The sequence below is a fragment of the Pseudomonas sp. CFSAN084952 genome (assembly GCF_009648855.1).
Lineage (GTDB): Bacteria > Pseudomonadota > Gammaproteobacteria > Pseudomonadales > Pseudomonadaceae > Aquipseudomonas > Aquipseudomonas paracarnis.
The window spans coordinates 300,918-327,825 of record NZ_CP045767.1; the positions used below are offsets into that span (position 1 = coordinate 300,918).

Annotated in this window: 24 protein-coding genes and 1 other RNA gene; 17 read left to right on the top strand and 8 right to left on the bottom strand. The window is 61.5% G+C overall.

Annotated elements, in window-relative coordinates; translation table 11 throughout:
- The first annotated feature begins 64 nt into the window (after positions 1-64).
- Positions 65-2,794 (top strand): LuxR C-terminal-related transcriptional regulator, encoded by a 2,730-nt coding sequence (locus GH769_RS01455; protein ID WP_014716960.1) that lies wholly within the window; start codon positions 65-67, stop codon positions 2,792-2,794.
- 9 nt (positions 2,795-2,803) lie between these two features.
- Here the strand turns inward: GH769_RS01455 and GH769_RS01460 are convergent, their stop codons facing one another.
- The 4 genes from GH769_RS01460 to GH769_RS01475 are packed head-to-tail and all read right to left on the bottom strand — an operon-like array spanning position 2,804 to position 6,237.
- A complete protein-coding gene (locus GH769_RS01460; protein ID WP_019816952.1) occupies positions 2,804-3,361 on the bottom strand; it encodes a membrane integrity-associated transporter subunit PqiC in 558 nt (185 codons plus the stop codon).
- A gap of 14 nt (positions 3,362-3,375) precedes the next feature.
- Entirely contained in the window at positions 3,376-5,025 is a 1,650-nt protein-coding gene (locus GH769_RS01465) for an intermembrane transport protein PqiB (protein ID WP_153649475.1), read from the bottom strand.
- Complete coding sequence (locus GH769_RS01470) at positions 5,006-5,650, bottom strand: paraquat-inducible protein A (RefSeq protein WP_014716963.1); 645 nt, start codon at positions 5,648-5,650, stop codon at positions 5,006-5,008. The genes GH769_RS01465 and GH769_RS01470 overlap by 20 nt, the downstream gene beginning before the upstream one ends.
- Positions 5,647-6,237 carry a paraquat-inducible protein A gene (locus tag GH769_RS01475; protein WP_014716964.1) on the bottom strand — a complete coding sequence of 197 codons (591 nt, stop codon included), beginning with the start codon at positions 6,235-6,237 and terminating at the stop codon, positions 5,647-5,649. The genes GH769_RS01470 and GH769_RS01475 overlap by 4 nt, the downstream gene beginning before the upstream one ends.
- Positions 6,238-6,392: 155 nt before the next feature.
- Here GH769_RS01475 and GH769_RS01480 point away from each other — a divergent pair, with 155 nt between their 5' ends.
- Both GH769_RS01480 and GH769_RS01485 read left to right on the top strand, forming a co-directional pair.
- The gene (locus tag GH769_RS01480; RefSeq protein ID WP_014716965.1) at positions 6,393-7,037 is read left to right on the top strand and encodes an MBL fold metallo-hydrolase; all 645 of its coding nucleotides are present in this window, start codon (positions 6,393-6,395) and stop codon (positions 7,035-7,037) included.
- A gap of 178 nt (positions 7,038-7,215) precedes the next feature.
- Positions 7,216-7,986 (top strand): OmpA family lipoprotein, encoded by a 771-nt coding sequence (locus GH769_RS01485; RefSeq protein WP_019816951.1) that lies wholly within the window; start codon positions 7,216-7,218, stop codon positions 7,984-7,986.
- A 218-nt stretch (positions 7,987-8,204) separates the two neighbouring features.
- On the opposite strand, the gene GH769_RS01490 is transcribed toward GH769_RS01485, so the two are convergent.
- From GH769_RS01490 to GH769_RS01505, 4 genes are all read right to left on the bottom strand, one after another.
- Entirely contained in the window at positions 8,205-8,786 is a 582-nt protein-coding gene (locus GH769_RS01490) for a BON domain-containing protein (RefSeq protein ID WP_003188655.1), read from the bottom strand.
- A complete protein-coding gene (locus tag GH769_RS01495) occupies positions 8,783-9,376 on the bottom strand; it encodes a phosphoheptose isomerase (RefSeq protein ID WP_007904374.1) in 594 nt (197 codons plus the stop codon). Before GH769_RS01495 ends, GH769_RS01490 begins: the two co-directional genes overlap by 4 nt.
- Before the next feature lie 93 nt (positions 9,377-9,469).
- Positions 9,470-9,841, bottom strand: a complete 372-nt coding sequence (locus tag GH769_RS01500) for a YraN family protein (protein ID WP_014716967.1) — start codon at positions 9,839-9,841, stop codon at positions 9,470-9,472.
- Positions 9,841-11,652, bottom strand: coding sequence for a penicillin-binding protein activator (locus GH769_RS01505; protein ID WP_032903365.1), 1,812 nt, complete (start codon positions 11,650-11,652; stop codon positions 9,841-9,843). Before GH769_RS01505 ends, GH769_RS01500 begins: the two co-directional genes overlap by 1 nt.
- A 176-nt stretch (positions 11,653-11,828) precedes the next feature.
- On the opposite strand from GH769_RS01505, the gene rsmI reads away from it, so the two are divergent.
- From rsmI to GH769_RS01575, 14 genes are all read left to right on the top strand, one after another.
- Positions 11,829-12,734 (top strand): 16S rRNA (cytidine(1402)-2'-O)-methyltransferase, encoded by a 906-nt coding sequence (gene rsmI / locus GH769_RS01510; protein WP_020301255.1) that lies wholly within the window; start codon positions 11,829-11,831, stop codon positions 12,732-12,734.
- Between the two features lie 96 nt (positions 12,735-12,830).
- An RNA gene (rnpB, locus tag GH769_RS01515) (RNase P RNA component class A) lies at positions 12,831-13,184 on the top strand.
- 355 nt (positions 13,185-13,539) lie between these two features.
- On the top strand, positions 13,540-13,995 hold the full coding sequence (mraZ, locus tag GH769_RS01520) for a division/cell wall cluster transcriptional repressor MraZ (protein ID WP_003171868.1): 456 nt from the start codon (positions 13,540-13,542) through the stop codon (positions 13,993-13,995).
- Positions 13,992-14,939 (top strand): 16S rRNA (cytosine(1402)-N(4))-methyltransferase RsmH, encoded by a 948-nt coding sequence (rsmH, locus tag GH769_RS01525; RefSeq protein ID WP_003188661.1) that lies wholly within the window; start codon positions 13,992-13,994, stop codon positions 14,937-14,939. The genes mraZ and rsmH overlap by 4 nt, the downstream gene beginning before the upstream one ends.
- Positions 14,936-15,229 (top strand): cell division protein FtsL, encoded by a 294-nt coding sequence (gene ftsL, locus GH769_RS01530; protein ID WP_003188663.1) that lies wholly within the window; start codon positions 14,936-14,938, stop codon positions 15,227-15,229. Before rsmH ends, ftsL begins: the two co-directional genes overlap by 4 nt.
- The gene (locus GH769_RS01535; protein ID WP_019816949.1) at positions 15,229-16,971 is read left to right on the top strand and encodes a penicillin-binding protein 2; all 1,743 of its coding nucleotides are present in this window, start codon (positions 15,229-15,231) and stop codon (positions 16,969-16,971) included. The genes ftsL and GH769_RS01535 overlap by 1 nt, the downstream gene beginning before the upstream one ends.
- Positions 16,971-18,434 (top strand): UDP-N-acetylmuramoyl-L-alanyl-D-glutamate--2,6-diaminopimelate ligase, encoded by a 1,464-nt coding sequence (locus GH769_RS01540; protein WP_032903364.1) that lies wholly within the window; start codon positions 16,971-16,973, stop codon positions 18,432-18,434. Before GH769_RS01535 ends, GH769_RS01540 begins: the two co-directional genes overlap by 1 nt.
- The gene (murF, locus tag GH769_RS01545; RefSeq protein ID WP_032903362.1) at positions 18,427-19,797 is read left to right on the top strand and encodes a UDP-N-acetylmuramoyl-tripeptide--D-alanyl-D-alanine ligase; all 1,371 of its coding nucleotides are present in this window, start codon (positions 18,427-18,429) and stop codon (positions 19,795-19,797) included. The genes GH769_RS01540 and murF overlap by 8 nt, the downstream gene beginning before the upstream one ends.
- Complete coding sequence (mraY, locus tag GH769_RS01550) at positions 19,797-20,879, top strand: phospho-N-acetylmuramoyl-pentapeptide-transferase (RefSeq protein WP_003188670.1); 1,083 nt, start codon at positions 19,797-19,799, stop codon at positions 20,877-20,879. The genes murF and mraY overlap by 1 nt, the downstream gene beginning before the upstream one ends.
- Before the next feature lie 6 nt (positions 20,880-20,885).
- On the top strand, positions 20,886-22,232 hold the full coding sequence (gene murD / locus GH769_RS01555; RefSeq protein WP_014716972.1) for a UDP-N-acetylmuramoyl-L-alanine--D-glutamate ligase: 1,347 nt from the start codon (positions 20,886-20,888) through the stop codon (positions 22,230-22,232).
- A complete protein-coding gene (ftsW, locus tag GH769_RS01560; protein WP_003188673.1) occupies positions 22,229-23,452 on the top strand; it encodes a putative lipid II flippase FtsW in 1,224 nt (407 codons plus the stop codon). The genes murD and ftsW overlap by 4 nt, the downstream gene beginning before the upstream one ends.
- Complete coding sequence (gene murG / locus GH769_RS01565) at positions 23,442-24,512, top strand: undecaprenyldiphospho-muramoylpentapeptide beta-N-acetylglucosaminyltransferase (RefSeq protein ID WP_014716973.1); 1,071 nt, start codon at positions 23,442-23,444, stop codon at positions 24,510-24,512. Before ftsW ends, murG begins: the two co-directional genes overlap by 11 nt.
- Entirely contained in the window at positions 24,505-25,953 is a 1,449-nt protein-coding gene (gene murC / locus GH769_RS01570; RefSeq protein ID WP_032903361.1) for a UDP-N-acetylmuramate--L-alanine ligase, read from the top strand. The genes murG and murC overlap by 8 nt, the downstream gene beginning before the upstream one ends.
- Positions 25,950-26,906 carry a D-alanine--D-alanine ligase gene (locus GH769_RS01575; RefSeq protein ID WP_014716974.1) on the top strand — a complete coding sequence of 319 codons (957 nt, stop codon included), beginning with the start codon at positions 25,950-25,952 and terminating at the stop codon, positions 26,904-26,906. Before murC ends, GH769_RS01575 begins: the two co-directional genes overlap by 4 nt.
- Positions 26,907-26,908: the final 2 nt, after the last annotated feature.

A 26,908-nucleotide genomic window follows, 5' to 3' on the forward strand; every position in this document is an offset into this window, starting at 1 on the left:
CGCTTTTACCGCTAGTCTGCGGACATCTGCAATGCCGACAACAGCCTTCTACAAGAGCCCGGCGATGACTGATCTGTCCCGAACCCATGGGCCTGCCAGTGTGGTGATGCCGCCGCTGGAAGGCCGCTTCTACCGGCCCCCGCTGCCTGACGGCTACGTGCTGCGCCCGCGCCTGTGCGAACGGCTGAATGCGGGCCTTGATGGGCGACTGTTGCTGGTCAGCGCGCCCGCGGGGTTCGGCAAGAGTTCGTTGGCGGTGGAGTTCTGCCAGGGCTTGCCAGCCCAGTGGCAAAGCCTGTGGTTGGGCCTGAGCCCTCGTGACAGCGACCCCGGCCGTTTCCTGGAGCGGCTGCTCGACGGCTTGCAACAGTATTTCCCGCAACTCGGCGCCCAATCCCTGGGGTTGCTGAAAATGCGCCAGCGTCACCAACCCTTTGCCTTCGAAGAATGGCTCGATGGCCTGCTCGACGAACTGGCCGTGCACCTGTCTGCACGTTCGCCGTTATTGCTGGTGCTGGATGACTATCACTTGGCCCAAGGCCCGGTGCTGGATCGCTGCCTGCAGTTTTTTCTCAATCATTTGCCTGATGGCCTGGTGGTGCTGGTCACCAGCCGGCAGCGTCCGGACTGGCACCTGGCACGCCTGCGTCTGTCGCGACACCTGTTGGAACTGCATGAGCAAGACCTGCGCCTGACCCATGACGAATCCCTGGCGGTGCTGGATGGACACGGCAATGCATTGCGCGGTGAGGCGTTGGAAAACCTGATCCGTCGTAGCGAGGGCTGGGTCGCCGGCCTGCGCTTCTGGTTGTTGGCGGCCTCCGAAGCCGGCAGTGAGGGCGCCTTGCCGCAAAGCCTGCACGGTGGCGAAGGGCTGATTCGCGATTACCTGCTCGAAGAAGTCATCGACTGCCTGCCCGCAGAAGTGCAAGCGTTCCTGTATGACACCGCACCTCAGGAGCGTTTTTGCAGCGAATTATGCGACGCCGTCCGCGAGGCCCATGACAGCGCAGAAATCCTGCGCTATTTGCAGGCTCATCAAGTGTTCCTGGTGCCGTTGGATGAGCAAGGGCACTGGTACCGTTATCACCATTTGTTCTCCGACCTGCTGCGTACCCGCCGCGAGAAAAGCGCCACCTTGCCGCCGGCCAGCCTGCACTTGCGCGCCTGTCGCTGGTTTAACACCCAGGGCTTGATCGACGAGGCGGTGGAGCAGGCGCTGCGGGCCGGGCATCTGGATGTGGCGGCGAATCTGGTGCAGAACCTGTCCGAAGAGCAACTGCTGGCAGAGCAGAACATCGGCATGCTGCTGCGCTGGAAGATGGACTTGCCCGACAGCCTGCTGATCAGCACGCCGCGTTTGATCGTGCTGTACAGCTGGGCGCTGGGGCTCGCATGCCAATTGGATGCAGCGCAGGAGCTGTCCAGCTACCTCAGCCGCTTCCTGCCGGCGCCATCGGCCACCGCGCAAAAATCCATGTTGGCCCAATGGTTGGCGCTGAGCGGGATTATTGCCCGTGGGCGCGGAGACCGTGAGCTGACCCAGCGCTATTGCAACGAAGCGTTGGAAAGCTTGCCGCCAAAGCGTTACGGCCAGCGCCTGATGTGCCTCTCGACCCTGTCCAACCTGGCGATCGTCGATGCCGACCTGTGGCGCGCTCGTGGTCTGAACCGCGAATCGTTGGAGCTGGCGCAGCGCGTCGGTAACCCCTTGTTTGAAGCCTTGGCCCATTACGACCGGGCGCGGGTGCTGCAGGCGCGGGGGGAGATCCTGCGTTCCCTGGATGAAGCCCGCCAGGGCCTCGAGCGCCTGCATGGGCTGGCGCCCCAGCGCCTGTATGCCGTGCGCGCACGCCTGTCGCTGTACGAGGGGTACCTGCTGCTGGTGCGTTACCAGCCCGAAGCCGGCCTGGCGCGTTTGCGCGCCGGCCTGGCCGAGGCCCGTGCCTGCCGCGATATCAGCGTGCTGATCGGGCACTGCGTCATCGCCAGCTTCGAAGGGCGGCGTGGGGAGTTTGCCCATGCTTTTGCCGAACTGGCCGAGGCCGAGCGCTTGATGCACATCTGGGATGTGCCGCCGATCTATTACCTGGCGATGATCACCCTGATCAAATGCGAGTTGTGGCTGGCCCAGGGGCGCACTGACCTGGCCGACGCCTGGCTGGCCCGCCTGGGGCAGACCTACAACGGCGAGCACGCTGCGGCCGCCCCCGAGTTTCATCCGCACTTGCCGCAACATATCGAGCTGCAACAAGCCGCGCTCGATGCCACGCGCCATCAGCCCGACAGCGCGCTGCAACGCCTGGAAGCGCTGGCCCAGCAGGCTCATGACAGTGGGCGCCAGATGATTGCCCTGATGGCGCTGGTCCAGCAGGTGCAGTTACTTCTGGATAATGGCCAGGAAGCCAAGGCCAGGCCGGTGTTCGCCCGTGCCCTGGAAGCCGGTTCGGGTGGTGCGTTGCAGCCGTTTCAACGGTTGTTGGAGGGTTACCCGCAGTGGATGCGCGAGCAGTTGGGCAAGGATTCCCATGGGCTGCTCAATCAGAGCTTGCTGGCGTTGCTGCCCCAAGTCAGCGCAGTTGAAGCCGCACCTCAACAGGAAACCCTCAGCACCCGAGAGCTGGCGGTGCTGCAACTGATTGCCCAAGGCTGTTCAAACCAGGAAATCAGCAACCAGTTGTTCATCTCTCTGCACACGGTGAAGACCCACGCCAGCCACATCAACAGCAAGCTCGGCGTGGAGCGTCGTACCCAGGCAGTAGCGCGGGCCAAGGCCATGGGCTTGTTGGCCTGAGCCCTGGGTTTATGGCGTGGTCGGGCAGCCTTTGAGTGAGGTGTCGACGGTCTGATTGATCAGCGCCGCGAAACGCTTGAGGTTGTTCTGATGCGCCACCACCAACTCGTCGATGCTCGGCCCGGCAGGTGATTGCAAGGTGGTGCGGCAGGTCAAGGCCGGGCGATCGCCATTGACTTGCCTCAGGCGCCAGCGCACATCGAGCAATGCGTACTGCCCCGGTACCGAGTCAAACCGCTGCACGTCTACGCGTAAAGCCACGGCTTGCCGGGCATTGCTGTTGGCCAATTGATCGACCAAGGCGCTCCTCAGTTCATCGGCGAGGGTGGCGGCCCACCACTGGGTTTCAAGAATCGCCAGGCCGCTGTCGCCCTGGCGGATCACTATCTGCGCGCGGTCGACCTGAGGCGGCACGCTGATGCTCTCAATGCGCACACCGCCGGCCTCTGCTCGCGTACTCGGGCTCAAGTGCGCCGGGGTCAGGGTATGAAAAGCGATGGGTTCACTGCGACAGGCACCGAGCAGCAGCAGGGCGCTCAGTAACGTGATCTTCAACGGCAATGTCATGGCGGCTCCAATGGTCATTTGCTGGGTGGCCCTTGCAGGTCCGTCGGTGCGGCGTTATCGGGGCGGCCGCGAATCAGCGACTCCGGATGCCGGCCCAGATAATCCGAAAGCTCGCGCAGGGAACGCGACATGCGCCCCAACTCGTCGAGGGTCTGGGTCAGTTGTTCACGCTGCGGCGAGTCTTCGGCCAGGGTTGAACTGGCCGATTGCAGGGTCTTGCTCACGTCGGCCAAGGTCGTTTGCACACCCGGCAGCGTCTTGGCGTTGAATTGCGCCAGGCCCTTGCGCAGTTCGACCAGGCTGGCGTCGAGGTTGCCGGCAATACGCTCGACAGGCAGTTGGCTGATCTTGTTGACGATGCCTTCGAACTTCTCTTGCAGCTGTTCCAGGTTGCCCGGGATGGTGGGGATGCCCACGGGGCGCTGGTTCGGGTCGAACGCGACTTTTTCCGCCTTGGGGTAGAAGTCCAGGGCGATGTAGAGCTGGCCGGTCAGCAAGTTACCGCTGCGAGCCTGGGCGCGCAGGCCGTTTTCGATGAAGGTCCCGATCAGGCGTACGCCGGCTGCCTCATCGTCAGGGTTATTGTTCATGGCCTTGAGCAGCTTGGTGTGGGCCTCGCCGAGCAGTTGCGGGTAGATCACGATGCCGACATTGACCGGGAAGGTGCGTTTCTTCGCATCGAAATCCAGGTTGATCGATACAACCCTGCCGAACTCGACGCCGAGGAACTCCACCGGTGCGTCGACTTTCAGCCCGCGCAGGGCCTGATCGAAGCGCAGGACCATGTATTGCCCCTTGCCGTTGGGCGGGGCGAGGGCGCTTTGCTGGTCTTCGAACAATTCAAAGCTGCGACTTTCTTCGGCCGGTTTGTCATTGGGGTTGTAGGGCGGCGCCTGGAAGGCAATCCCCCCCATCAACATGGACGACAAGGATTCGGTTTTCAGCGCAAAGCCATTGGCGCCGACGCTCAAGTCGACGCCGCTGGCATTCCAGAACCGCGTGTTCTCGGTGATGTACACATCATTGGGCGCATGCACGAAGATTTCGACATTCACGCCTTTGCCCTCGTTGTCCAGCTCATAGGCCACTACCTGGCCCACCGGGATCTTCCGGTAATAGACTGGCGAGCCGATATCCAGGGAGCCCAGGGCCTGGGTGTGTAGGGTGAAGCGCTTGCCCGGCTCGCCGTAGGTGATGGGCGGCGGGTTTTCCAAGCCGGTGAAGTGCTTGGCGCGGGTCTCGGATTGACCGATGTCCGCGCCGATGTAGTCGCCGGACAACAACGTGTCGATGCCCGACACGCCGCCTGCGCCGATGCGCGGGCGCACCACCCAGAATTTCGAATCTTCGCGGGTGAAGCTTTCGGCCTGTTTGACCAGCTCGACGGTGGCATTGACGCTTTTCTGGTCATCACTCAGAGCTACGGCGGTTACTTGGCCGATCACCACGTTGCGGTATTTGACCTCGGTTTTGTTGGCAACCAGCCCGCTGCCGGTCTTGAAGTTGAGGACGATGGTCGGCCCTTGTTGCATGACGCTGTGAATCACCAGCGAGATCCCCACCAGTACGGCGACAATCGGCACGATCCAGACCAGCGAGACACTGAAACGACGCGTCTTGATCACGGGTTGCCCCGCAGGGGTGTCAGCCTTGGATGAGCTCATCCGAGGTCTCCTCGTTATGTGGGTTTTCCCAGATTAGCCGGGGATCAAAGCTCATGGCCGCGAGCATCGTAAACACGACCACCAGGCCAAAAAACAGAATGCCCAGGCGCGGTTCTATCGTGCCCAGGGCTTGAAACTTCACCAGTGCGGCCACCAGGGCGACCACGATGACATCGAGCATCGACCAATAGCCGATCAGTTCGATAAACCGAAACAGCTTCGAACGCTCCTTGCGCGCCCACTGGCTATTGCGCTGCACAGTGACCAGCAGCAGCCCCAGCGACAGGAACTTGATGCCCGGCACGGCAATGCTGGCGATGAAAATGATCAGCGCAATGTCCCAGGCGCCATGTTGCCAGAACTCCAGCACGCCGCTCATGATGGTGCTGTCTGCGCCCGAGCCGAGCATGGTGGTGTTCATCACTGGCAATAAATTGGCCGGGACATAAAAGGCGAGGGCGGTGAGCATGTAGGCCCAGGTTCGGGTCAGGGACTGCACCTTGCGCCGATGCAGCGCGGCGCCACAACGGTCGCACTCGGTGGGCTCAAGGCGCATGTCGCAGGGCTGGCCGCAGGTGTGGCACAGGCACAGGTTCAGCTCGCGGGCGGTGGGCGGTGAATTCATACGGTGTCCCACAGGTCGCGCACATCGCGCCCGGCAATGCGGATCAGCAACAGGCTCAGGGCGGCCAAGGCGAACAGGCCGGTGCCTGGGATCACATCCAGCATGCCGGCCAGCTTGAACACCGCGACCATCGCGCCCAATAGGCACACCTCCAGCATGCTCCAGGGCCGGAGTGCTTCGAGCCAGCGCATGCACAGCTTGAACGCCGGCGAGCGCCTGCCGGCCAAGGCGAAACTCAGCACCCAGATCAGCAATAGCAGCTGAAACACCGGCGCGATAATGATGGAAATCGCCGCTACCAAGGCAATGAACGTGATCGGCCCCAGGCTCAGTGCAACCACTGAGTCCCAGAGGGTGGCGCTGTTTTTCAAGCCCTGCAGGCTGATGCTCATCACCGGATAAAAGTTGGCGAAGGTCCACAGCACTGCGGCAGTCACCGTCAGGGCGAGGCGTTGCTGCACCGACAAGCCGTTATAGCGCTGCAGTACGCCCGAGCAACGTACGCATAGGGCTTTTTGATGTTTGGCGAGCGTGACTTTCTCGTACACGCAGTCGCAGTGCTCGCAGATGATCTGTTGATTCGCCATGGGTGTTGCTCCAAATGCGACTGACTGCAGCGGGGGATTTCAATGGCGCGTGTGTAGCTTAGCAGCGGATAGACCGCGCAATCGACTCCTTCCAGAGCAGGGGCAAGCTACACCATACTGCACTTGGAACGCGCCAGAGAGCTTGCAGGACACCCATGACTATTGAAAAACAACCGTTGATTCGCGAAACCTTTCCCGTCGGCCCGTTGCAGTGCAACTGCACCATCATTGGTGACCCGGTCACAAAAAAAGCCATCGTCGTCGACCCCGGCGGCAATCACGAGTTGATTCTGGCGCGCCTTGATGCGCTGGGCCTGAAGGTGGTGAGCATTATCCACACCCATGCTCACCTTGATCATTTCCTGGCTTCCGGCCAATTGAAGGAAAAGACCGGTGCTACGTTGCACCTGCATAAGGATGATCAATTTCTGTGGGACAACCTGGAAATGCAATGCCAAATGTTTCGCGTGCCCTACGTCCCGGTGCCGTCTCCGGATCGCTGGCTGGAGCATGACGAAGAACTGGCCTGCGGCTGCGGCGTGGCCTTGCACACCCCAGGGCATACACCGGGCTCGATGAGTTTCTGGTTTGCCGACGCCAAGCTGTTGATCGCCGGCGATACCTTGTTTCGTCGCGGGGTAGGGCGTACGGATTTATGGGGCGGCGACCAGGCGACGATTGTGCGGTCGATCAAGCAGCGCCTGTATACGCTGGACGAAGGCGCGACGGTGGTCACTGGGCATGGGCCGGATACGTTGCTGGGCGATGAGATGCGGGAGAATCCTTTCGTGCGTGCGTGATGGGTTGTCGGCTCTGATACAAGCCGGTACAGACACACAGGCACAGGCCCGAGCCAAAGACAGCTATGCTTTACGCACCCCTGCACGGAATTTTTGCCGTTTGTCGCGTTCCAAACTCGGCACAGGTCCATTGCCAATGTCCTCTGCATCACAGAATGCAAAAGTAGGAGCTTCCTTCATGTTCACTCCGCGTCGTCTGCTTGTTGTCGCTACCGCCGTAGCCCTGTTGTCTGGCTGCGCTTCACCTAACCCTTATGACGGCAGCCAGGGACAGGCCAGCAATGGTTCCGAAAGCGGCATGAGCAAAACCGCCAAGTACGGCGGCCTCGGTGCGCTGGCTGGCGCATTGGCCGGTGCAGCCATCGACCATAACAACCGTGGCAAGGGCGCGCTGATTGGCGCAGTCGTTGCGGGTGCCGGTGCGGCGGGCTACGGCTACTACGCCGACCAGCAGGAGAAAAAACTGCGCGAAAGCATGGCCAATACCGGGGTTGAGGTGCAGCGCCAGGGCGACCAGATCAAGCTGATCATGCCGGGTAACATTACCTTCGCCACCAACTCGGACGCGATCTCCAGCAGCTTCTATCAGCCGCTGAACAACCTGGCCAACTCCCTCAAGCAGTTCAACCAGAACACCATCCAGATCGTTGGCTACACCGACAGCACCGGTAGCCGTCAACTGAACATGGACCTGTCCCAGCGCCGTGCGCAGAGCGTGGCCAACTACCTGACCTCCCAAGGTGTCAACGGTGCCAACCTGAGCGCACGCGGGGCCGGCCCGGATAACCCGATTGCCAGCAACGCCGACGTGAATGGCCGTGCCCAGAACCGTCGTGTCGAGGTCAACCTCGGCCCGATCCCTGGCCAGCAATACGGCCAGCCTGGCCAGCAGCAGGCGCCACAGCAGAACAACCAGTTCCAGGGCAACCCGTACCAGCAATACCAGTAAACCCCTGGGCACTAAAAAGGGCGCCGTGCAGTCAATGCACGGCGCCCTTTTTAGTGGCTGCGTGTTTTGATCGTTCCCACGCTCTGCGTGGGAATGCCCGCTCGGACGCTCCGCGTCCTACTCTTGGCGCAAAAGCTGAAGCGTGTGCGGTGACGCGGAGCGTCACGGGATGCGTTCCCACGCAGAGCGTGGGAACGATCAGGCACCTTCGATCTACATCAGTCGATGTATTCGAACACCTTCACGATCTTCTGTACGCCCGACACGCCCTGTACCAGGTTGGCGGCGCGGGTGGCTTCTGCCTGGGTCAGCAGGCCCATCATGTAGACGATGCCGTTATCGGTGACGATCTTGATCCGCGAGCCTGGCACTGCACTGTCGGTCAGCATCTGGGCCTTGATTTTGGTGGTCAGCAGCGCATCATTGCTGATGGCCAGCAGAGTGATCGGGTCCATGACCTGCAGTTCGTTGTGGACCTTCTTGACGCGTTGCACGCCGGCGGCGGCTTGCTCGGCCTGGGCCTTGAGGTCGGCGCGCGGGGTTTGGCCTGCCAGCAGGACCACACCGTTGAAGCTGGTCACCACGATGCGCGAGGCACCGTTGCCCAGGTCGGTAGCCGCCTTGGCGACGTTGACCTTGACCTTGGTTTCGATCAGCGAATCATCGATGGTGCTGCCGAAGGTACGTGTGCCACGGTCGTCCTGGATAGGGGTGTCCCGTGTAGCGGTGATAGCCGAGCTGCAGCCGCTGATGGCGACGCACAGCGTGATGGCCAAAAGACTGAGGCGATTAACGGTCATTCTTCACTCCCGAACAGTTGGCTGTCGATCAGATCGCACAGGCAGTGGATCGCCAGCAGATGAACTTCTTGGATGCGTGCAGTGACATTGGCCGGGACGCGAATCTCCACGTCCTCCGGCAGCAGCAGCGAAGCCATGCCGCCGCCGTCGCGACCGGTCAAGGCTACGACAATCATTTCGCGATCATGTGCGGCCTGGATCGCTTGAATAATATTGGCCGAGTTGCCGCTGGTGGAAATCGCCAGCAATACATCGCCCGGCTGGCCGAGGGCGCGGATCTGCTTGGAGAAGATTTCGTTGTAGCTGTAGTCGTTGGCAATCGAAGTGATCGTCGATGAGTCGGTGGTCAAGGCAATAGCCGGCAGGCTCGGGCGCTCACGTTCGAAACGGTTGAGCAGCTCGGAGGAAAAATGCTGGGCATCGCCAGCCGAACCGCCATTGCCGCACGAAAGCATTTTGCCTTCGTTGAGCAAGGCATTGACCATCACCTGGCTGGCTTGCTCGATGTGCGGTGCAAGTACGTCCATCGCCTGTTGCTTGGTGTCGATGCTGGCCTGGAAAAGCTGGCGAATTCGGGATTGCATGTCCATCTGTGTGACCTTAAGTAGCGCGGCTGTTTGGCACAGGTAATGTGCAGCCCGCAAAGCAAAGAGCAAAAATGAGTGGTGAAGGTGCCCGGCGAATCAGCTGTCAAAGGCATTTTTGAGCCAGGTCAGATCAGCTGTGCCTGACGGGGTGCTTTCCATGGCAACCACATCGAAACGGCAGGGGCAGTCAGCCCAGCGATGCTCTTTTTGCAGAAAAAACTGCGCAGCGAGTATCAGCTTTTGACGCTTGCGCCCGTCGATACTGGCGAGCGCGCCACCCCATTGTGCGTGTTTTCTGTAGCGGACTTCGACGAATACTACTGTATCGCCGTCAAGCATGACCAGATCAAGCTCGCCGCGTTTACATAACCAGTTCTGCGCCAGAAGGCGCAGACCCTGTTGTTGCAGGTAGTTGAGTGCATGCAGTTCGGCATCCTTGCCGCTGTGTGCGCTGGACCGCTCGGGCATCAGCGTGGGGTATCGGGCAGGCGCTGAATGTCGCCGCCGACGAACTTCGCCCACGGCATCTGGCGATCAACGCGCTGGTTGGCGCTGATACCCAGGTTGCCCGAGAGGCCGTCGACACGGGTGTCCGGCAGTGCCTTGAGCTGGCCCAGGCGTGGCGCCAGGCGGTAGGCATCGACGCCCATCGCGTAGAGGCGGCCCAGGCTGCCATTGGCTTGCGGCCATTGCGCGGCGACCTGGTTGCGCAGTGGGTCGGTGGTATTAAGCAGCCAAGGGGTTTCGCAGAACATCACGTTGGTCATGTCCAGGTACTGGTTACGATCACCGCTGGCGCTGTACACGTGGGAGGTTGCGTATACCGGCACATCCCCGGCGTACTGGAAGTTCAGGGTCGGCTTGATCTGCTGGGCCAGTTGCGGCGTGACGGCCAGGAAGATGAACTCGATGTCCTGGCGACGCGAAGGCTGGGCGGCGACGTCGGTACCGACTGTGCTTTGCAGGCTCTTGGCGCGGCCTTCGCTCTTGCGCAGTTGGAACAGATCGGCGATCTGCTGGGCCAGGGCCACAGGTTGGTCGACATATTCAACGCCCATGACGGTGCCGCCATTGGCTTCCCAATCCTGGCGGAACGCCTTGTAGACACGCTCACCCCATTCGCCACGGGGCACCATGGCGGCGGCGCGATGCAGGCCATCGGCACGGGCACGGCGCGACACTTCGCGGGCTTCGTCTTCAGCGGCCAGGCCGAATTGGAACAACTGCGCCGGGCCCTGATCGGTCTCGCTGTAGTTCAGGGCCAGGGTGGTGATCGGTAACTGCGGGCGCGCGCTGAGTTGCTTGACCAGCGGTTTTTCCAGCGGGCCGACCACCAGTTGCACACCGGCGGCCTGGGCCTTGGCATAGAACTCGTCGAGGGAGGCCAGGCGCGAGCTGTCATAGAACTCAATGACCGGCGGCTTCTGCCCGGCTTGCTCAGCCTGGTAGTGCGCCGCCATGAAGCCTTCGCGCAGCGCTTTGCCTACAGCAGCCAGCGGACCTTCCTGCGGCAGCAGCAGGGCAATCTTGTTCAGGGGCTGGCTGGCCAGTTCCTTGAGCTTGGTCAGCGGTGCTGGCAGTTGCACTGCCGCCGGGTGCCCTGGGTTCTGAGCGCGCCAGGTGTCGATGGCGGCTTGTTGTTGCTCCAGCGTACCGGCGCCCTTGACCGCCTGGGCCAGAGTGATCCAGCCATCGAGCGTCGGGTTGCCGGTAGCTTGCAGCTGTTCGGCTGGCAGCGCGGCAATCAATACCCAGATAGCCTCGTGGTTGCTGCTGGCAGCTTCAGCCGTCAGCAGGGGCGCCATGGCCACCCGCTCGCGAGCGGCGGCGAGGGTCTGGCCGTCGGCTTCATAGGCGCGTGCATGTACGGTACCGGTGCGGATCTGCTGGTCGGCCGGCAGTTCCTTCAGGTTTTGCAGGCTAGGGTGGTTCAGCGCTGCCAAGGCCGCCTTGGGCTGGTTGCGCCCCATGGCCAGTTCTGCGGCCAGGGTGCTGGCAAATACTTGCGCGGCTGGCTTCAGGGCATCCAGGGGCACTTGCGCAAGGATCTGCGAGGAGCGGCCGGGATTGTTCTGCTGGTAGGCCAGGTCCGCCGCGCTCAGGCGCAGCAACGCGGCTTTTTCTGGCGTCTTGGCGTTCGTCGCCTGTTCGAGCAGTTGCTCGATACTGGCATCGGGCGTGCGTGGCAGTTCGCCAAGACTGGAGGAGGGCGAACTGGCGCAAGCGGCCAGCAAGGCAGCGAGGCAGAGGGCGGAGAGCAGCCGCAGGCAAGCGATCATGTAAGTGTTCCTGATACCGATCAAATTAGCGTGGAAGTGTACCCAAGCACTGGCCCAGGCGCGATGTTCATGGCGTTAAACCGTGGATTTAGGTCGTGCAAATGTTGCCAATAGCTGACGGTGGCTGAAACGGCATCGGCCGTGATGGCATATTTTCAAGGCGTCTACGCGCTACAATGTGGCTTTTGCCAACCATCGAGGTGTGCGCTTTGACTGCTCCAGGTCCTTTGAATTCCACTGCTGGCTCGCTTTTTGTGGTGGCGACGCCCATTGGCAACCTGGACGACATCAGTGCCCGGGCGCTGAAGGTGTTGCGCGAGGTGAAATTGATCGCGGCAGAAGACACGCGGCACTCCCAACGGTTGATGCAGCATTTTGGTATCAGCACGCCATTGGCGGCCTGCCACGAACACAACGAACGTGAAGAGGGTAGCCGCTTTATCACGCGTCTTTTGGCGGGTGATGACGTGGCGCTGATTTCCGACGCGGGCACGCCCCTGATTTCCGATCCTGGTTACCATCTGGTCCGCCAGGCGCGCGCCGCTGGTATCAATGTAGTGCCTGTTCCAGGAGCCTGCGCGCTGATTGCTGCATTATCGGCCGCCGGGTTGCCCTCGGACCGCTTTATCTTCGAAGGCTTCCTGCCCGCCAAGGCCGTAGGGCGTCGGGCGCGTCTGCAGGCACTTAAAGAAGAGCCGCGCACCTTAATCTTTTATGAGGCCCCGCATCGCATTCTTGAATGCCTGCAAGACATGGAGCTGGTGTTCGGCGGCGAGCGCCTGGCCTTGTTGGCCCGGGAGTTGACCAAGACCTTCGAAACCCTCAAGGGGTTGCCGCTGGAGGAACTGCGAGCGTTTGTCGAGGGCGACAGCAATCAGCAGCGCGGCGAATGCGTGGTGCTGGTAGCAGGCTGGACCGCGCCGGAGAATGAAGACGCGGTGGGCAGCGAGGCCATGCGCGTCCTCGATTTGCTGCTCAAGGAAATGCCGCTCAAGCGCGCCGCCGCCCTGGCTGCCGAAATTACCGGTGTGCGCAAGAATGTGTTGTATCAGGTCGCGCTCGATAAACAGAAGGCCGAATAGTTCCAGGGGCAAATCTGTATTTCGTCTGAACGTGATGGCAATGCTGCACTTTTAATACTTGTCCTCAAGCCGCCGTGCCGTTAACCTTCGCGGCGGAGAGTCGATTGGACAGTCGCTGCCCTCTATGAAAATTAGGGGGGGGAGGAAAGTCCGGGCTCCATAGGGCGAAGTGCCAGGTAATGCCTGGGAGGCGTGAGCCTACGGAAAGTGCCACAGAAAATAACCGCCTAAGCACTTCGGTGCCGGTAAGGGTGAAAAGGTGCGGTAAGAGCGCACCGCACGACTGGCAACAGTTCGTGGCTAGGTAAACCCCACTTGGAGCAAGACCAAATAGGGTCCCAAGGCGTGGCCCGCGCTGGGACCGGGTAGGTTGCTAAAGATGTCCAGTGATGGCCATCGTAGACGAATGACTGTTCAAGACAGAACCCGGCTTACAGATCGACTCTCCACCTTTTTTCCTTGCGTTCGAATCTCGTGCGCAAACCCGGTAGTAACGCAAGAATCCCTCCCTGCCAAATCATTGGCAGATGCATCTTCGTAATACCAAAAAAATCTTACTCTTAATAAATTACTTTAACTTTGCGCTCTAGCTCTTTGAGCTATTTGCTGTTGTTGAGTCAAAAACATCGCAAAACTCTCGTTTCTCCTCCTTTTACCCTCCTAAATCTCCGTTCTGTAAGGCTTTTCCTTGAATACGCGCCTTGACGGTGTGGTAGGCGCATTCCTATAGTGTGCGCAAGTGGCGGAAAGTGGCACAAAGTGGGTTTTTTGAACGTAAAACGCTAAAATTTGGAGAAACGCATCTGTGTTTCGCGGAGCTAACGCTATCAGTCTCGATGCAAAAGGCCGTCTCGCTATGCCGAGCCGGTATCGTGACGAGCTCATTTCGCGAAGTTCAGGGCAATTAATCATCACGATTGACGCCGTTGATCCTTGTTTATGCGTTTACCCCCTCGATGAGTGGGAGTTGATTGAAACCAAGTTGCGCGCGCTGCCTTCATTGCGTGAAGAAAACCGCCGACTCCAGCGTTTGCTGATCGGTAATGCCGTCGACCTTGAACTCGATGGCAGTGGTCGTTTCCTGGTGCCGCCGCGACTGCGCGAGTACGCCAAGCTCGACAAGCGCGCAATGCTAGTAGGCCAACTGAACAAGTTCCAATTGTGGGACGAAGATGCCTGGGATGCTGTGTCTGCAGCGGACCTGGCTGCTATTCAACAACCGGGCGCCATGCCTGATGAACTGCGTGATTTGATCCTGTGACTATTGATAGCGGCTTTAACCACATCACCGTACTGCTTGACGAAGCCGTCGAGGCTCTCGCCGTACGCGCGGATGGCTGCTATGTCGATGGCACATTCGGCAGGGGCGGGCATAGCCGGTTGATACTCAGCCAGCTCGGGTCCGACGGCAAACTCCTTGGGTTCGACAAAGACCCTCAAGCGATTGCCACCGGGCAAGCGCTAGCGGCCGAAGACGGCCGCTTTGTCGTTGTGCAGCGCAGCTTTGCCGAGCTGGGGGCCGAAGTTGCCGAGCGCGGCATGGCGGGCAAGGTGGCCGGGGTTCTGCTCGACCTGGGCGTGTCTTCGCCACAGCTCGATGACCCGGAGCGCGGCTTCAGTTTCATGAACGACGGCCCCCTCGATATGCGCATGGACCCTACCCGTGGGGTCAGTGCCGCACAATTCATCGCCACCGCGCCGGTGGAAGAAATCGCCCGTGTGTTCAAGGAATACGGTGAGGAGCGCTTCGCCGGTCGAATGGCGCGTGCCGTGGTCGAGCGCCGCGAAATCCAGCCGTTCGAACGCACCGCTGACCTGGCCGAAGTGCTGAAAGTGGCCAACCCTGCCTGGGAAAAGGGCAAGAACCCGGCTACCCGCGCGTTCCAGGGCCTGCGTATCCACGTCAACAACGAATTGGGCGATCTGGAGGCCGGCCTCGAAGCCGCTCTGGATGCTTTGGAAGTGGGCGGTCGCCTGGTGGTGATCAGCTTTCACTCCCTGGAAGACCGCATCGTCAAACTGTTCATGCGTCGCCTGGTCAAGGGCGAATCCGATAACCTGCCGCGCAACCTGCCGGTGCGTTTCGAAGCCTTTGTGCCGAAAATCAAAATCCATGGCAAAGCGCAGTTCGCTTCCGAAGCCGAACTCAAGGCCAACCCGCGTTCCCGTAGCGCCGTCATGCGTGTTGCGGAGAAATTGCGGTGAGCAAGCTTTTCGCCAAGCCCCTCCCGGGCGGCAGCTTCTTTATGTTGCTGCTGTTTGTCGGCGTGTTGGTATCCGCGATTGCGGTGTCCTACAGCGCCCACTGGAACCGCCAGTTGCTCAATACCCTGTACGGGGAATTGAGCGTGCGTGACAAAGCCCAGGCAGAGTGGGGCCGGCTGATCCTTGAGCAAAGCACCTGGACGGCTCACAGCCGTATCGAAGTGCTGGCCACTGAGCAATTGAAGATGCACATCCCTGGCGCGGCTGAAGTTCGCATGGTGGCGCCATGATGAAACTCGAAGGGGCACTCTACCCGTGGCGCTTTCGCCTGATGCTCGGCTTGCTGGCATTGATGGTGGGGGCGATTGTCTGGCGCATCTTCGACCTGCAGGTCGTCGACCGCGACTTCCTGATCGGCCAGGGTGACGCCCGCAGCCTGCGGCATATTCCGATTCCTGCGCACCGTGGCCTGATCACCGACCGTAACGGCGAGCCTCTGGCCGTCAGTACCCCGGTGACCACCCTGTGGGCCAACGCCAAGGAACTGCAAGTTGCCAAGGACAAGTGGCCTGAACTGGCCGCTGCCCTGGGGCAAGACCGCAAGGCCCTGACCGAGCGCCTGGAAGCCCAGGCCAACAAAGAATTCATCTACCTGGTGCGCGGGCTTACCCCTGAGCAAGGCCAGCAAGTGCTCGACCTTAAAATCCCCGGTGTCTACGGCATCGAGGAGTTTCGTCGTTTCTACCCGGCCGGTGAAACCACCGCGCATATGGTCGGCTTTACCGATATCGATGACCATGGTCGCGAAGGTGTCGAACTGGCCTACGACGAATGGCTGGCCGGCGTTCCCGGCAAGCGGCAGGTCATCAAGGATCGGCGCGGCAGACTGATCAAGGATGTCCAGGTCACCAAAAACGCCAAGGCCGGCAAGCCTCTGGCGTTGTCGATCGATTTGCGCCTGCAATACCTGGCCAACCGCGAACTGCGTAACGCGATCATCGAGAACGGCGCCAAGGCCGGCAGCCTGGTGATCATGGATGTGAAGACTGGCGAGATCCTCGCCATGGTCAACCAGCCGACCTACAACCCGAACAACCGTCGCAACCTGCAGCCGGCGATGATGCGTAACCGCGCGATGATCGACGTGTTCGAGCCGGGCTCGACCATGAAAGCGATCTCCATGAGCGCTGCCCTGGAAACCGGCCGCTGGAAACCCAGCGACAAGGTCGAGGTTTACCCAGGCACCTTGCAGTTGGGCAAGTACACCATTCGTGACGTGTCCCGCACCGAGGGGCCAGTGCTGGACCTGACCGGCATCCTGATCAACTCCAGTAACGTCGGCATGAGTAAGGTGGCCTTCGATATCGGCGGCGAGACTATTTATCACTTGGCGCAAAAGATCGGCCTGGGCCAACCCACCGGCCTCGACTTCCCGGGCGAGCGGGTCGGTAACCTGCCGAACTACCGCGAGTGGAGAAAAGCCGAGACTGCCACGCTGTCCTACGGCTACGGCCTGTCGGTGACCGCCATCCAGTTGGCCCACGCGTTCTCTGTATTGGCCAATAACGGCCGTATGGTTCCGCTGAGCCTGATCCACGTCGACGAAGCTCCAAAAGCCACCCAAGTGATCCCGGAAAACGTCGCCAAGACCATGCAAGGCATGCTGCAACAAGTGATCGAGGCACCGCGCGGCGTATTCCGCGCCCAGGTGCCGGCGTACCACGTTGCTGGCAAGTCCGGTACGGCGCGTAAGACCTCGGTGGGCACCAAGGGCTATGCCGAAAACTCCTACCGTTCGCTGTTCGCCGGCTTCGGCCCGATGAGCGACCCTCGCTACGCCATCGTCGTGGTCATCGACGAGCCTAGTAAAGCCGGCTACTTCGGTGGCCTGGTTTCGGCGCCGGTGTTCAGCAAAGTGATGTCCGGCACCCTGCGCTTGATGAATATCACGCCGGACAACCTGCCGCCGACGCAACAAGCCAACGCTGGTCCACCGGCTGCCGCTGTCAAAGCCAATGGAGGGCGCGGCTGATGTCTCTTAGCCTGAACAAGATTTTTGCCCATGCCGGCCACGATCTGCTGATTCGTGAGCTGACCCTGGACAGTCGTAATGTACGCGCCGGCGACCTGTTCCTGGCGGTACCTGGCGGCAAGCTCGATGGCCGTGCGCATATCGCCGATGCCCTGCAACGCGGTGCGGCTGCGGTCGCCTATGAAGTGGAAGGCGCCACCGTGCTGCCGATCACCGATGTGCCGTTGATTCCGGTCAAGAGCCTGGCTGCGCAGCTTTCTGACATCGCCGGGCGTTTCTATGGTGACCCGAGCCGCCAGCTCAACCTGGTGGGCGTGACGGGCACCAACGGCAAGACCAGCGTGACCCAATTGGTCGCCCAGGCTTTGGACCTGCTGGGTCAGCACTGCGGCATCGTCGGCACCCTGGGCACCGGCTTCTATGGCTCGCTGCAAAGCGGCCTGCACACCACGCCAAACCCGATTGCCGTGCAAGCGACCCTGGCCGACCTGAAAAAGGCCGGCGCCAAGGCGGTTGCCATGGAAGTGTCTTCCCATGGCCTGGACCAAGGGCGTGTCACTGCTCTGGCCTTTGACGTGGCGGTGATGACCAACCTGTCCCGCGATCACCTCGACTACCACGGCACTATGGAGGCGTATGCTGCCGCCAAGGCCAAGCTGTTTGCCTGGAATGACCTGAAGTGCCGGGTGGTCAACCTCGACGACGCGTTTGGCCACCAACTGGCGGGCGAAGACAGCGATGCGCGCCTGATCAGCTATAGCCTGCAAGATGCCAGTGCCTACCTGTATTGCCGCGAAGCCCAATTCAATGATGAAGGCGTGCGCGCCACATTGGTGACGCCGCAGGGCGAGCACCACTTGCGCAGCACCTTGCTCGGGCGGTTCAACCTGAGCAACGTGCTCGCCGCTATCGGTGCATTACTGGGCCTGGACTACGCCCTGGATGAAATCCTGCGGGTACTGCCGAAGCTGGAAGGCCCGGCCGGTCGCATGCAGCGCCTGGGTGGCGGCACGCAACCGCTGGTGGTGGTCGATTACGCCCACACACCGGATGCCCTGGAAAAAGTCCTCGAAGCCCTGCGCCCACATGCCAAAGGCAAACTGCTGTGCCTGTTTGGTTGCGGCGGTGATCGCGATCGCGGCAAGCGCCCATTGATGGCCGAGATCGTCGAGCGTTTGGCCGACGGCGTACTTGTCACCGACGACAACCCGCGCAGCGAAGACCCGAGCCAGATTTTCGACGACATCCGTGTCGGTTTCAAAGACGCCTCCAAGGTTACGTTTGTGGCTGGACGCGGCGCCGCCATTGCCCAGCTGATCGCCAGTGCCGGCGCGGACGACGTCGTGGTGCTCGCGGGTAAAGGCCACGAGGACTATCAGGAAATCAACGGTGAGCGCCATGCCTTCTCCGATCTGGTCGAGGCGGATCACGCCTTGACCGCCTGGGAGGTCGCCCATGCTTAAAGCGATGACGTTCAGCGAACTGGCCCAGGCCCTGTCGGCCCGTGTGCTGTCGAGCGACTGCACATTCACCGGCGTCAGTATCGACAGTCGTAACATCCAGCCGGGGCAGCTGTTTGTCGCCCTGGCCGGCCCGCGTTTCGATGGTCACGACTACCTCAACGACGTTGCCGCCAAAGGTGCCGTCGGTGCCCTGGTACAGCGTGAAGTGGCCGATTCTGCCCTGCCGCAATTGCTGGTAGCCGACACCCGCCTGGCCCTGGGCCAACTGGGTGCGCTTAACCGTGCTGCTTTTGATAAGCCGGTGGCGGCCATTACCGGTTCCAGCGGCAAGACCACGGTCAAGGAACTGCTTGCTGGCGTCTTGCGTACGCGCGGGCCGGTACTCGCGACCCGTGGCAACCTGAACAATGATTTCGGCGCACCGCTGACCCTGCTCGAACTGGCCCCGGAACACACGGCGGCAGTGATTGAACTGGGGGCTTCGCGCATCGGCGAAATCGCCTATACCGTGGCGCTGACCCGGCCTCACGTGGCGATCATCAACAACGCCGGTACCGCCCATGTCGGTGAGTTCGGCGGCCCGGAAAAAATCGTCGAAGCCAAGGGCGAAATCCTTGAGGGCCTCGACGCCTCGGGCACTGCGGTACTGAACCTGGATGACAAGGCGTTCGAGACCTGGCGTGTACGCGCCGCCGGTCGCAAGGTCCTGACGTTTGCAGTGCTGAATGCCGCAGCCGATTTTCACGCTTCCAACATCAATGTCGATGCCCGTGGCTGCCCGTCCTTCACCTTGCACACTCCGCAAGGTGATGAGCACGTGCAGTTGAACCTGCTGGGCAACCATAACGTCGCCAACGCCTTGGCCGCCGCCGCTGCCGCCCATGCCCTGGGTGTGTCGCTGTTCGGCATTGCCACGGGCCTGGGCGCGGTGCAGCCGGTCAAGGGCCGCACTGTGGCGCAACTGGCTGGCAACGGCATGCGCGTGATTGATGACACTTACAACGCCAACCCGTCCTCCATCAATGCCGCTGTGGACCTGCTCACAGGCTTCGATGGGCGCAAGGTGCTGGTGCTGGGCGATATCGGCGAGTTGGGCGATTGGGCTGAACAAGGCCACCGTGAAGTCGGCGCCTATGCCGCCGGCAAAGTGGATGCGCTCTACGCCGTTGGCACGAACATGGCCCATGCGGTCAACGCTTTCGGCCCTGGCGCGCGGCATTTCGCAAGCCAGGCCGAGCTGATCCAGGCGTTGACGGCGGCTGAACATGACAAACACACAACCATTTTGATCAAGGGATCGCGCAGCGCGGTGATGGAAAACGTCGTCGCAGCCTTGTGTGGCTCAAGTACGGAGAAACATTAATGCTGCTGCTGCTGGCTGAGTATCTGCAACAGTTCCACAAAGGCTTCGCGGTCTTCCAGTACCTGACCCTGCGCGGGATTCTGGGTGTGCTGACCGCGCTGTCTTTGTCGCTGTTTTTAGGGCCGTGGATGATCCGCACCCTGCAGAACCTGCAAATTGGTCAATCGGTTCGTAACGACGGCCCGCAGTCGCACCTGTCCAAGTCTGGCACTCCGACCATGGGCGGCGCGCTGATCCTGTCGTCCATTGGCGTCAGCACCTTGCTGTGGGCCGACCTGCATAACCGCTACGTGTGGGTGGTGCTGCTGGTGACCCTGCTGTTCGGCGCCATCGGCTGGGTGGATGACTACCGCAAAGTGATCGAGAAAAACTCCAAGGGGCTGCCAAGCCGCTGGAAGTATTTCTGGCAGTCGGTGTTCGGCCTGGCCGCCGCGATCTTCCTGTACACCACCGCGCCAAGTGCCGTGGAAACCACCTTGATCATCCCGATGCTCAAGGATGTGAGCATCCCACTGGGTGTCGGTTTTGTGGTGCTGACCTACTTCGTGATCGTCGGCTCCAGCAACGCGGTGAACCTGACCGATGGCCTCGACGGCCTGGCGATCATGCCGACGGTGATGGTGGGCGGCGCGCTCGGCATCTTCTGCTACCTCTCCGGTAACGTGAAATTCGCTGAATACCTGCTGATCCCTTATGTACCGGGCGCCGGTGAGCTGATCGTGTTCTGCGGTGCGCTGATCGGTGCCGGCCTGGGGTTCCTGTGGTTCAACACCTACCCAGCACAAGTCTTCATGGGCGACGTCGGCGCACTGGCGCTGGGCGCGGCCTTGGGCACCATCGCGGTGATCGTTCGCCAGGAAATCGTGCTGTTCATCATGGGCGGCGTGTTCGTGATGGAAACCCTGTCGGTGGTCATCCAGGTGGCGTCCTTCAAGTTGACCGGGCGCCGCGTGTTCCGCATGGCGCCGATTCACCACCACTTTGAACTCAAGGGCTGGCCTGAGCCACGCGTGATTGTCCGCTTCTGGATCATCACCGTGATTCTGGTACTGGTCGGCCTTGCCACCCTGAAACTGAGGTAGAAACGAGTGTCCCTGATCGCTTCAGACCACTTCCGCATCGTTGTCGGCCTCGGCAAGAGCGGCATGTCCCTGGTTCGCTTCCTGGCGAACCGGGGCACGTCGTTTGCCGTGGCCGATACGCGGGAAAATCCACCGGAGCTGGTCACGCTGCGCCGTGACTACCCGCACGTGGAAGTGCGCTGTGGCGAGCTGGATGTCGAGTTTCTGTGCCGTGCCGACGAGCTCTACGTGAGCCCGGGCCTGGCCCTGGCGACACCGGCCCTGCAAGCGGCTGCGGCCCGTGGTGTGAAGCTGTCTGGCGATATCGACCTGTTCGCACGCAACGCGAAGGCGCCGATCGTGGCCATCAGCGGTTCCAACGCCAAAAGCACCGTCACCACTCTGGTCGGCGAGATGGCGGCTGCGGCGGGCAAGCGTGTGGCCGTCGGCGGCAATCTTGGCGTGCCGGCACTGGATTTGCTCAGCGACGACGTCGAGTTGTACGTGATGGAGTTGTCGAGCTTCCAGCTGGAAACCACCCACGACCTGGGCGCTGAAGTGGCGACGGTATTGAACGTCAGCGAAGACCATATGGACCGCTACAGCGGCCTGCCGGCTTATCACCTGGCCAAGCACCGGATCTTCCGTGGCGCCAAGCAATTTGTCGTCAACCGCCAGGATGCCCTGAGCCGTCCGCTGATAGGCGAGGGCATGCCCTGCTGGACCTTCGGCCTGGGCAAACCGGACTTCAAAGGCTTCGGCATTCGTGAAGAGAACGGCGAGAAGTACCTGGCGTTCGAATTCCAGAACCTGATGCCGGTACGCGAACTGAAAATCCGTGGCGCACACAACCAGTCCAATGCCCTGGCGGCCTTGGCGCTCGGTCACGCGGTTGGCCTGCCGTTCGACGCCATGCTCGCGAGCCTGCGCACCTTTGCCGGGCTTGAGCATCGCTGCCAGTGGGTGCGCGACCTCAATGACGTCAGCTATTACAACGACTCCAAAGCCACCAATGTCGGTGCAGCCCTGGCGGCCATCGAAGGCCTGGGGGCCGATATCGACGGCAAGCTGGTGCTGATCGCCGGTGGTGATGGCAAGGGTGCCGACTTCAAGGACCTCAAAACTCCAGTGGCCGCCCATTGCCGCGCCGTGGTGCTGATGGGCCGCGATTCGGACCTGATCGCCGCCGCCCTCGGTGACGCTGTACCGCAAGTACGCGCAGCTTCCCTGGACGACGCCATTGCCCAGTGCAAAGCCCTGGCCCAGCCTGGCGATGCTGTGTTGCTGTCGCCCGCGTGCGCCAGCTTCGACATGTTCAAGAACTATGAAGAGCGCGGCCAACTGTTCGCCCGCGCCGTGGAGGCTTTGGCATGAGCCTCAACCTGAGAAACATCATCAAGCCATACCCGTCGCCGATCATTACCGGGCGCGGCATCGACCTCGATTTCCCGATGCTCGCCGGTTGCCTGGCGCTGCTCGGCCTGGGCCTGGTGATGATCACTTCGGCGTCCTCCGAAGTGGCCGCCGTGCAGTCGGGCAACACGCTGTACATGATGATCCGCCACCTGGTGTACCTGGTGATCGGCCTGGGCGCCTGCATCGTCACCATGATGATTCCGATTGCTACCTGGCAGCGTCTGGGTTGGCTGATGCTGATCGGTGCGTTCGGCTTGCTGGTCATGGTGATCGTGCCCGGCATCGGCCGCGAGGTGAACGGTTCGATGCGCTGGATCGGCTTCGGCGCGTTCAACGTGCAGCCGTCGGAAATCGCCAAGGTGTTCGTGGTGATCTACCTCGCCGGTTACCTGGTGCGCCGTCAGAAAGAAGTACGCGAAAGCTGGATGGGTTTCTTCAAGCCGTTCATCGTGCTGCTGCCCATGGCTGGCCTGCTGCTGATGGAGCCCGACTTCGGGGCCACGGTCGTGATGATGGGCGCCGCCGCCGCGATGCTGTTCCTGGGTGGTGTCGGGCTGTTCCGCTTCACCTTGATGGTGGTGCTGGCCGTCGCGGCGGTGACCATCCTGGTGCAGGCGCAACCCTACCGGATGGCGCGTTTGATCACCTTTACCGACCCCTGGTCCGACCAGTTCGGCTCCGGCTACCAGTTGACCCAGGCGCTGATCGCCTTCGGTCGCGGCGAGTGGCTGGGTGTGGGCCTGGGCAACAGTGTGCAGAAGCAGTTCTACCTGCCGGAAGCCCACACCGACTTCGTGTTCTCGGTATTGGCCGAAGAGTTGGGTGTGGTGGGTTCGCTGTGCACCGTGGCACTGTTTGTATTCGTCTGCGTGCGCGCCATGTACATCGGCTTGTGGGCCGAGAAGGCCAAGCAGTTCTTCGCCGCCTACGTGGCCTATGGGTTGGCTTTCCTGTGGATCGGCCAGTTCCTGATCAACATCGGCGTGAACGTCGGCCTGCTCCCGACCAAGGGCCTGACCTTGCCGTTCCTCAGTTACGGCGGCAGTTCGTTGGTGATTTGCTGCGCCTGTCTCGGTTTGTTGCTGCGTATCGAGTGGGAGAGTCGCACCCACCTGGGCAGCGAAGAGATGGAGTTCAGCGAAAGCGACTTCGCCGAGGAGCCGACCCATGGGCGCTAACGTGCTGATCATGGCGGGCGGCACCGGGGGCCATGTGTTCCCGGCCCTGGCTTGCGCCCGTGAATTCCAGAACCGTGGCTACACCGTGCACTGGCTGGGTACGCCCCGTGGCATTGAAAACGACTTGGTGCCCAATGCCGGCTTGCCGCTGCATTTGATCAACGTCACCGGCCTGCGTGGCAAGAGCAAGTTGTCATTGCTCAAGGCACCGTTCGTGTTGCTCAAGGCGGTCATGCAGGCGCGCAGGATCATTCGCGAGTTGAAGCCGGTGTGTGTACTCGGCTTTGGCGGTTATGTGACCGGCCCTGGTGGTGTTGCGGCGAAACTCGCGGGTGTGCCGGTGATCGTTCACGAACAGAACGCCGTCGCCGGTACTGCCAACCGTCTGCTAGTGCCGTTGGCTGCGCGGGTGTGTGAAGCCTTCCCGAAAACCTTCGCCGCCTCCGACAAGCTTCGCACCACCGGTAACCCGGTGCGTACCGAACTGTTCATGGCCATTGCGCGTGACGCGCTGGCGGGGCGCAAGGCTCACCTGCTGATCCTGGGCGGAAGCCTGGGCGCCGAGCCGCTGAATAAATTGCTGCCTGAAGCCGTTGCGCAACTTCCTGAGGATGTGCGCCCGGAGATCTTCCACCAGGCCGGCAAGAACCACGATGAAGTCACCGCCGCGCGTTATCGCGAGGCCGGTGTAGAGGCCAATGTACAGCCCTTCATCAAAGACATGGCCCAAGCCTATGGCTGGGCCGACCTGGTGGTCTGCCGCGCTGGTGCGCTGACCGTCAGTGAACTGGCGGCCGCCGGTCTGCCGTCCTTGCTGGTGCCTTTGCCCCACGCCATCGACGATCACCAGACCCGCAACGCCGAATATTTGGCCGGGGAGGGCGCTGCCTTCCTGCTGCCGCAAAGAACGACTGGCGCCGCCGATTTGGCCGCACGCCTGACCGAGGTTTTGATGCAACCGGAACGACTCAACAGCATGGCGAGCACCGCAAGCCGCCTGGCCAAACCTGACGCAACCCGCACCGTGGTCGATATCTGCCTGGAGGTGGCCCATGGTTGAGAATCAGAAAGCCATGCCGCAACCCGAGATGCGCCGTATCCGTCGTATTCACTTCGTCGGTATCGGTGGCGTGGGCATGTGCGGGATTGCCGAAGTGTTGCTGAACCTGGGCTACCAGGTGTCCGGCTCGGACTTGAAAGAGTCGCCGGTCACCGAGCGCCTGAAGTCCTTTGGCGCGCAGATCTTTATCGGCCACCGTGCCGAGAACGCTGCCGAGGCCGATGTGCTGGTGGTGTCCAGCGCCGTGAACACGTCCAACCCGGAAGTGGCCACCGCCCTTGAGCGCCGTATCCCTGTGGTGCCGCGTGCCGAGATGCTCGCCGAGCTGATGCGCTATCGCCACGGCATCGCCGTCGCCGGCACCCATGGCAAGACCACCACCACCAGCCTGATCGCCTCGGTGTTCGCCGCCGGTGGCCTGGACCCGACCTTCGTCATCGGTGGCCGCCTGAATGCAGCCGGTACCAATGCCCAGCTCGGCACCAGCCGCTACCTGATCGCCGAAGCCGATGAAAGTGATGCGAGCTTCCTGCACCTGCAACCGCTGGTCGCCGTCGTCACCAACATCGACGAAGACCACATGGCGACCTACGACGGCGACTTCAACAAGTTGAAGAAAACCTTCGTCGACTTCCTGCACAACCTGCCGTTCTATGGGTTGGCGGTGGTGTGCCTGGACGACCCGGTGGTGCGTGAAATCCTGTCCCAGGTCAAACGCCCTACCGTGACCTACGGCTTCAGCGAAGACGCCGACGTGCGCGCAATCAATGTGCGCCAGGAAGGCATGCAAACCTTCTTCACCGTGCTGCGCCCCGATCGCGAGCCGCTGGACGTGTCGGTGAACATGCCGGGCAACCACAACGTGCTGAACTCTTTGGCGACCATCTGCATTGCCACCGATGAAGGCGTCAGCGATGAAGCCATCGTCGAGGGCCTGTCGCGCTTTGCCGGTGTGGGCCGTCGCTTCCAGGTCTACGGCCAACTGCCGGTTGAAGGTGGTGACGTGATGCTGGTGGACGACTACGGGCACCACCCGACCGAAGTTGCGGCCGTTATCAAGGCCGTGCGCGGTGGTTGGCCGGAGCGCCGGCTGGTTATGGTGTACCAGCCGCACCGCTACAGCCGCACCCGCGACCTGTACGACGATTTCGTCAATGTACTGGCCGATGCCAACGTGCTGCTGCTGATGGAAGTCTACCCGGCCGGTGAAGAACCGATCCCGGGCGCTGACAGCCGCAAGTTGTGCAACAGCATCCGCCAGCGCGGCCAGTTGGACCCGATCTACATCGAGCGTGGCGTGGACCTGGCGCCTATCGTCAAGCCGCTGCTGCGCGCCGGCGACATCCTGCTGTGCCAGGGCGCCGGTGATATCGGTGGCCTTGCGCCCAAGTTGCTGGCGAGCCCGCTGTTTGCAGCCGCCGCCAAGGGGAAGTCGAAATGACCACTGATTACGGCTCCCTGTTTTCCACCCTTGCGCCTGCCGACTTCGGTCGCGTGGCCGTGTTGTTCGGCGGCAAGAGCGCCGAGCGCGAAGTGTCGCTCAAGTCCGGCAATGCGGTGCTTGAGGCGCTGCAAAGTGCTGGCGTGAATGCCTTCGGTATCGATGTGGGCGATGACTTCCTTGCCCGTCTGCAGGCTGAAAAAATCGACCGCGCCTTTCTCATTCTTCACGGCCGCGGCGGTGAGGACGGCAGCATGCAGGGCCTGCTCGAATGCGCCGGCATCCCTTACACCGGCAGCGGCATCCTCGCATCGGCCTTGGCGATGGACAAGTTGCGCACCAAGCAGGTGTGGCACAGCCTGGGTATTCCGACCCCACGTCACGCCGTACTGTGCAGTGAAGACGATTGTATTTCTGCGGCCAAGGAACTGGGCCTGCCTTTGATCGTCAAACCAGCCCATGAAGGCTCCAGTATCGGCATGGCCAAAGTGAACTCGGCCGCCGAATTGATCGACGCATGGAAAGCGGCAAGTACCTACGATTCGCAAGTGTTGGTGGAACAGTGGATTTCCGGTCCCGAGTACACCATCGCCACCCTGCGTGGCCAGGTATTGCCGCCCATCGCTTTGGGCACGCCCCACACCTTTTATGACTACGACGCCAAGTACCTGGCTTCCGATACTCAGTACCGGATCCCATGCGGCCTCGAAGCAACCAAGGAACAAGAATTGATGGACCTCACGGCGAAAGCCTGTGAGGCGCTGGGTATCGCCGGTTGGGCGCGGGCAGACGTGATGCAGGATGACCAAGGGAATTTCTGGTTCCTTGAAGTCAACACCGCACCGGGCATGACCGATCACAGCCTGGTTCCCATGGCTGCCCGTGCCGCCGGTCTGGATTTCCAGCAGTTAGTGCTGGCGATCCTGGCCGACAGCATTGAGCCAAGAGGCTAAAC

Coding starts and splice junctions, on each gene's coding strand:
- murC (WP_032903361.1), top strand. CDS start 24,505: ATGGTTGAGAATCAGAAAGCCATGCCGCAACCCGAGATGCGCCGTATC.
- GH769_RS01490 (WP_003188655.1), bottom strand. CDS start 8,786: ATGACCGTTAATCGCCTCAGTCTTTTGGCCATCACGCTGTGCGTCGCC.
- ftsW (WP_003188673.1), top strand. CDS start 22,229: ATGAGCCTCAACCTGAGAAACATCATCAAGCCATACCCGTCGCCGATC.
- murF (WP_032903362.1), top strand. CDS start 18,427: ATGCTTAAAGCGATGACGTTCAGCGAACTGGCCCAGGCCCTGTCGGCC.
- rsmI (WP_020301255.1), top strand. CDS start 11,829: ATGTGGCTTTTGCCAACCATCGAGGTGTGCGCTTTGACTGCTCCAGGT.
- GH769_RS01575 (WP_014716974.1), top strand. CDS start 25,950: ATGACCACTGATTACGGCTCCCTGTTTTCCACCCTTGCGCCTGCCGAC.
- mraY (WP_003188670.1), top strand. CDS start 19,797: ATGCTGCTGCTGCTGGCTGAGTATCTGCAACAGTTCCACAAAGGCTTC.
- GH769_RS01470 (WP_014716963.1), bottom strand. CDS start 5,650: ATGAATTCACCGCCCACCGCCCGCGAGCTGAACCTGTGCCTGTGCCAC.
- GH769_RS01540 (WP_032903364.1), top strand. CDS start 16,971: ATGTCTCTTAGCCTGAACAAGATTTTTGCCCATGCCGGCCACGATCTG.
- GH769_RS01495 (WP_007904374.1), bottom strand. CDS start 9,376: ATGGACATGCAATCCCGAATTCGCCAGCTTTTCCAGGCCAGCATCGAC.
- GH769_RS01505 (WP_032903365.1), bottom strand. CDS start 11,652: ATGATCGCTTGCCTGCGGCTGCTCTCCGCCCTCTGCCTCGCTGCCTTG.
- GH769_RS01480 (WP_014716965.1), top strand. CDS start 6,393: ATGACTATTGAAAAACAACCGTTGATTCGCGAAACCTTTCCCGTCGGC.
- GH769_RS01460 (WP_019816952.1), bottom strand. CDS start 3,361: ATGACATTGCCGTTGAAGATCACGTTACTGAGCGCCCTGCTGCTGCTC.
- GH769_RS01485 (WP_019816951.1), top strand. CDS start 7,216: ATGTTCACTCCGCGTCGTCTGCTTGTTGTCGCTACCGCCGTAGCCCTG.
- GH769_RS01455 (WP_014716960.1), top strand. CDS start 65: ATGACTGATCTGTCCCGAACCCATGGGCCTGCCAGTGTGGTGATGCCG.
- GH769_RS01500 (WP_014716967.1), bottom strand. CDS start 9,841: ATGCCCGAGCGGTCCAGCGCACACAGCGGCAAGGATGCCGAACTGCAT.
- GH769_RS01475 (WP_014716964.1), bottom strand. CDS start 6,237: ATGGCGAATCAACAGATCATCTGCGAGCACTGCGACTGCGTGTACGAG.
- GH769_RS01535 (WP_019816949.1), top strand. CDS start 15,229: ATGAAACTCGAAGGGGCACTCTACCCGTGGCGCTTTCGCCTGATGCTC.
- murG (WP_014716973.1), top strand. CDS start 23,442: ATGGGCGCTAACGTGCTGATCATGGCGGGCGGCACCGGGGGCCATGTG.
- GH769_RS01465 (WP_153649475.1), bottom strand. CDS start 5,025: ATGAGCTCATCCAAGGCTGACACCCCTGCGGGGCAACCCGTGATCAAG.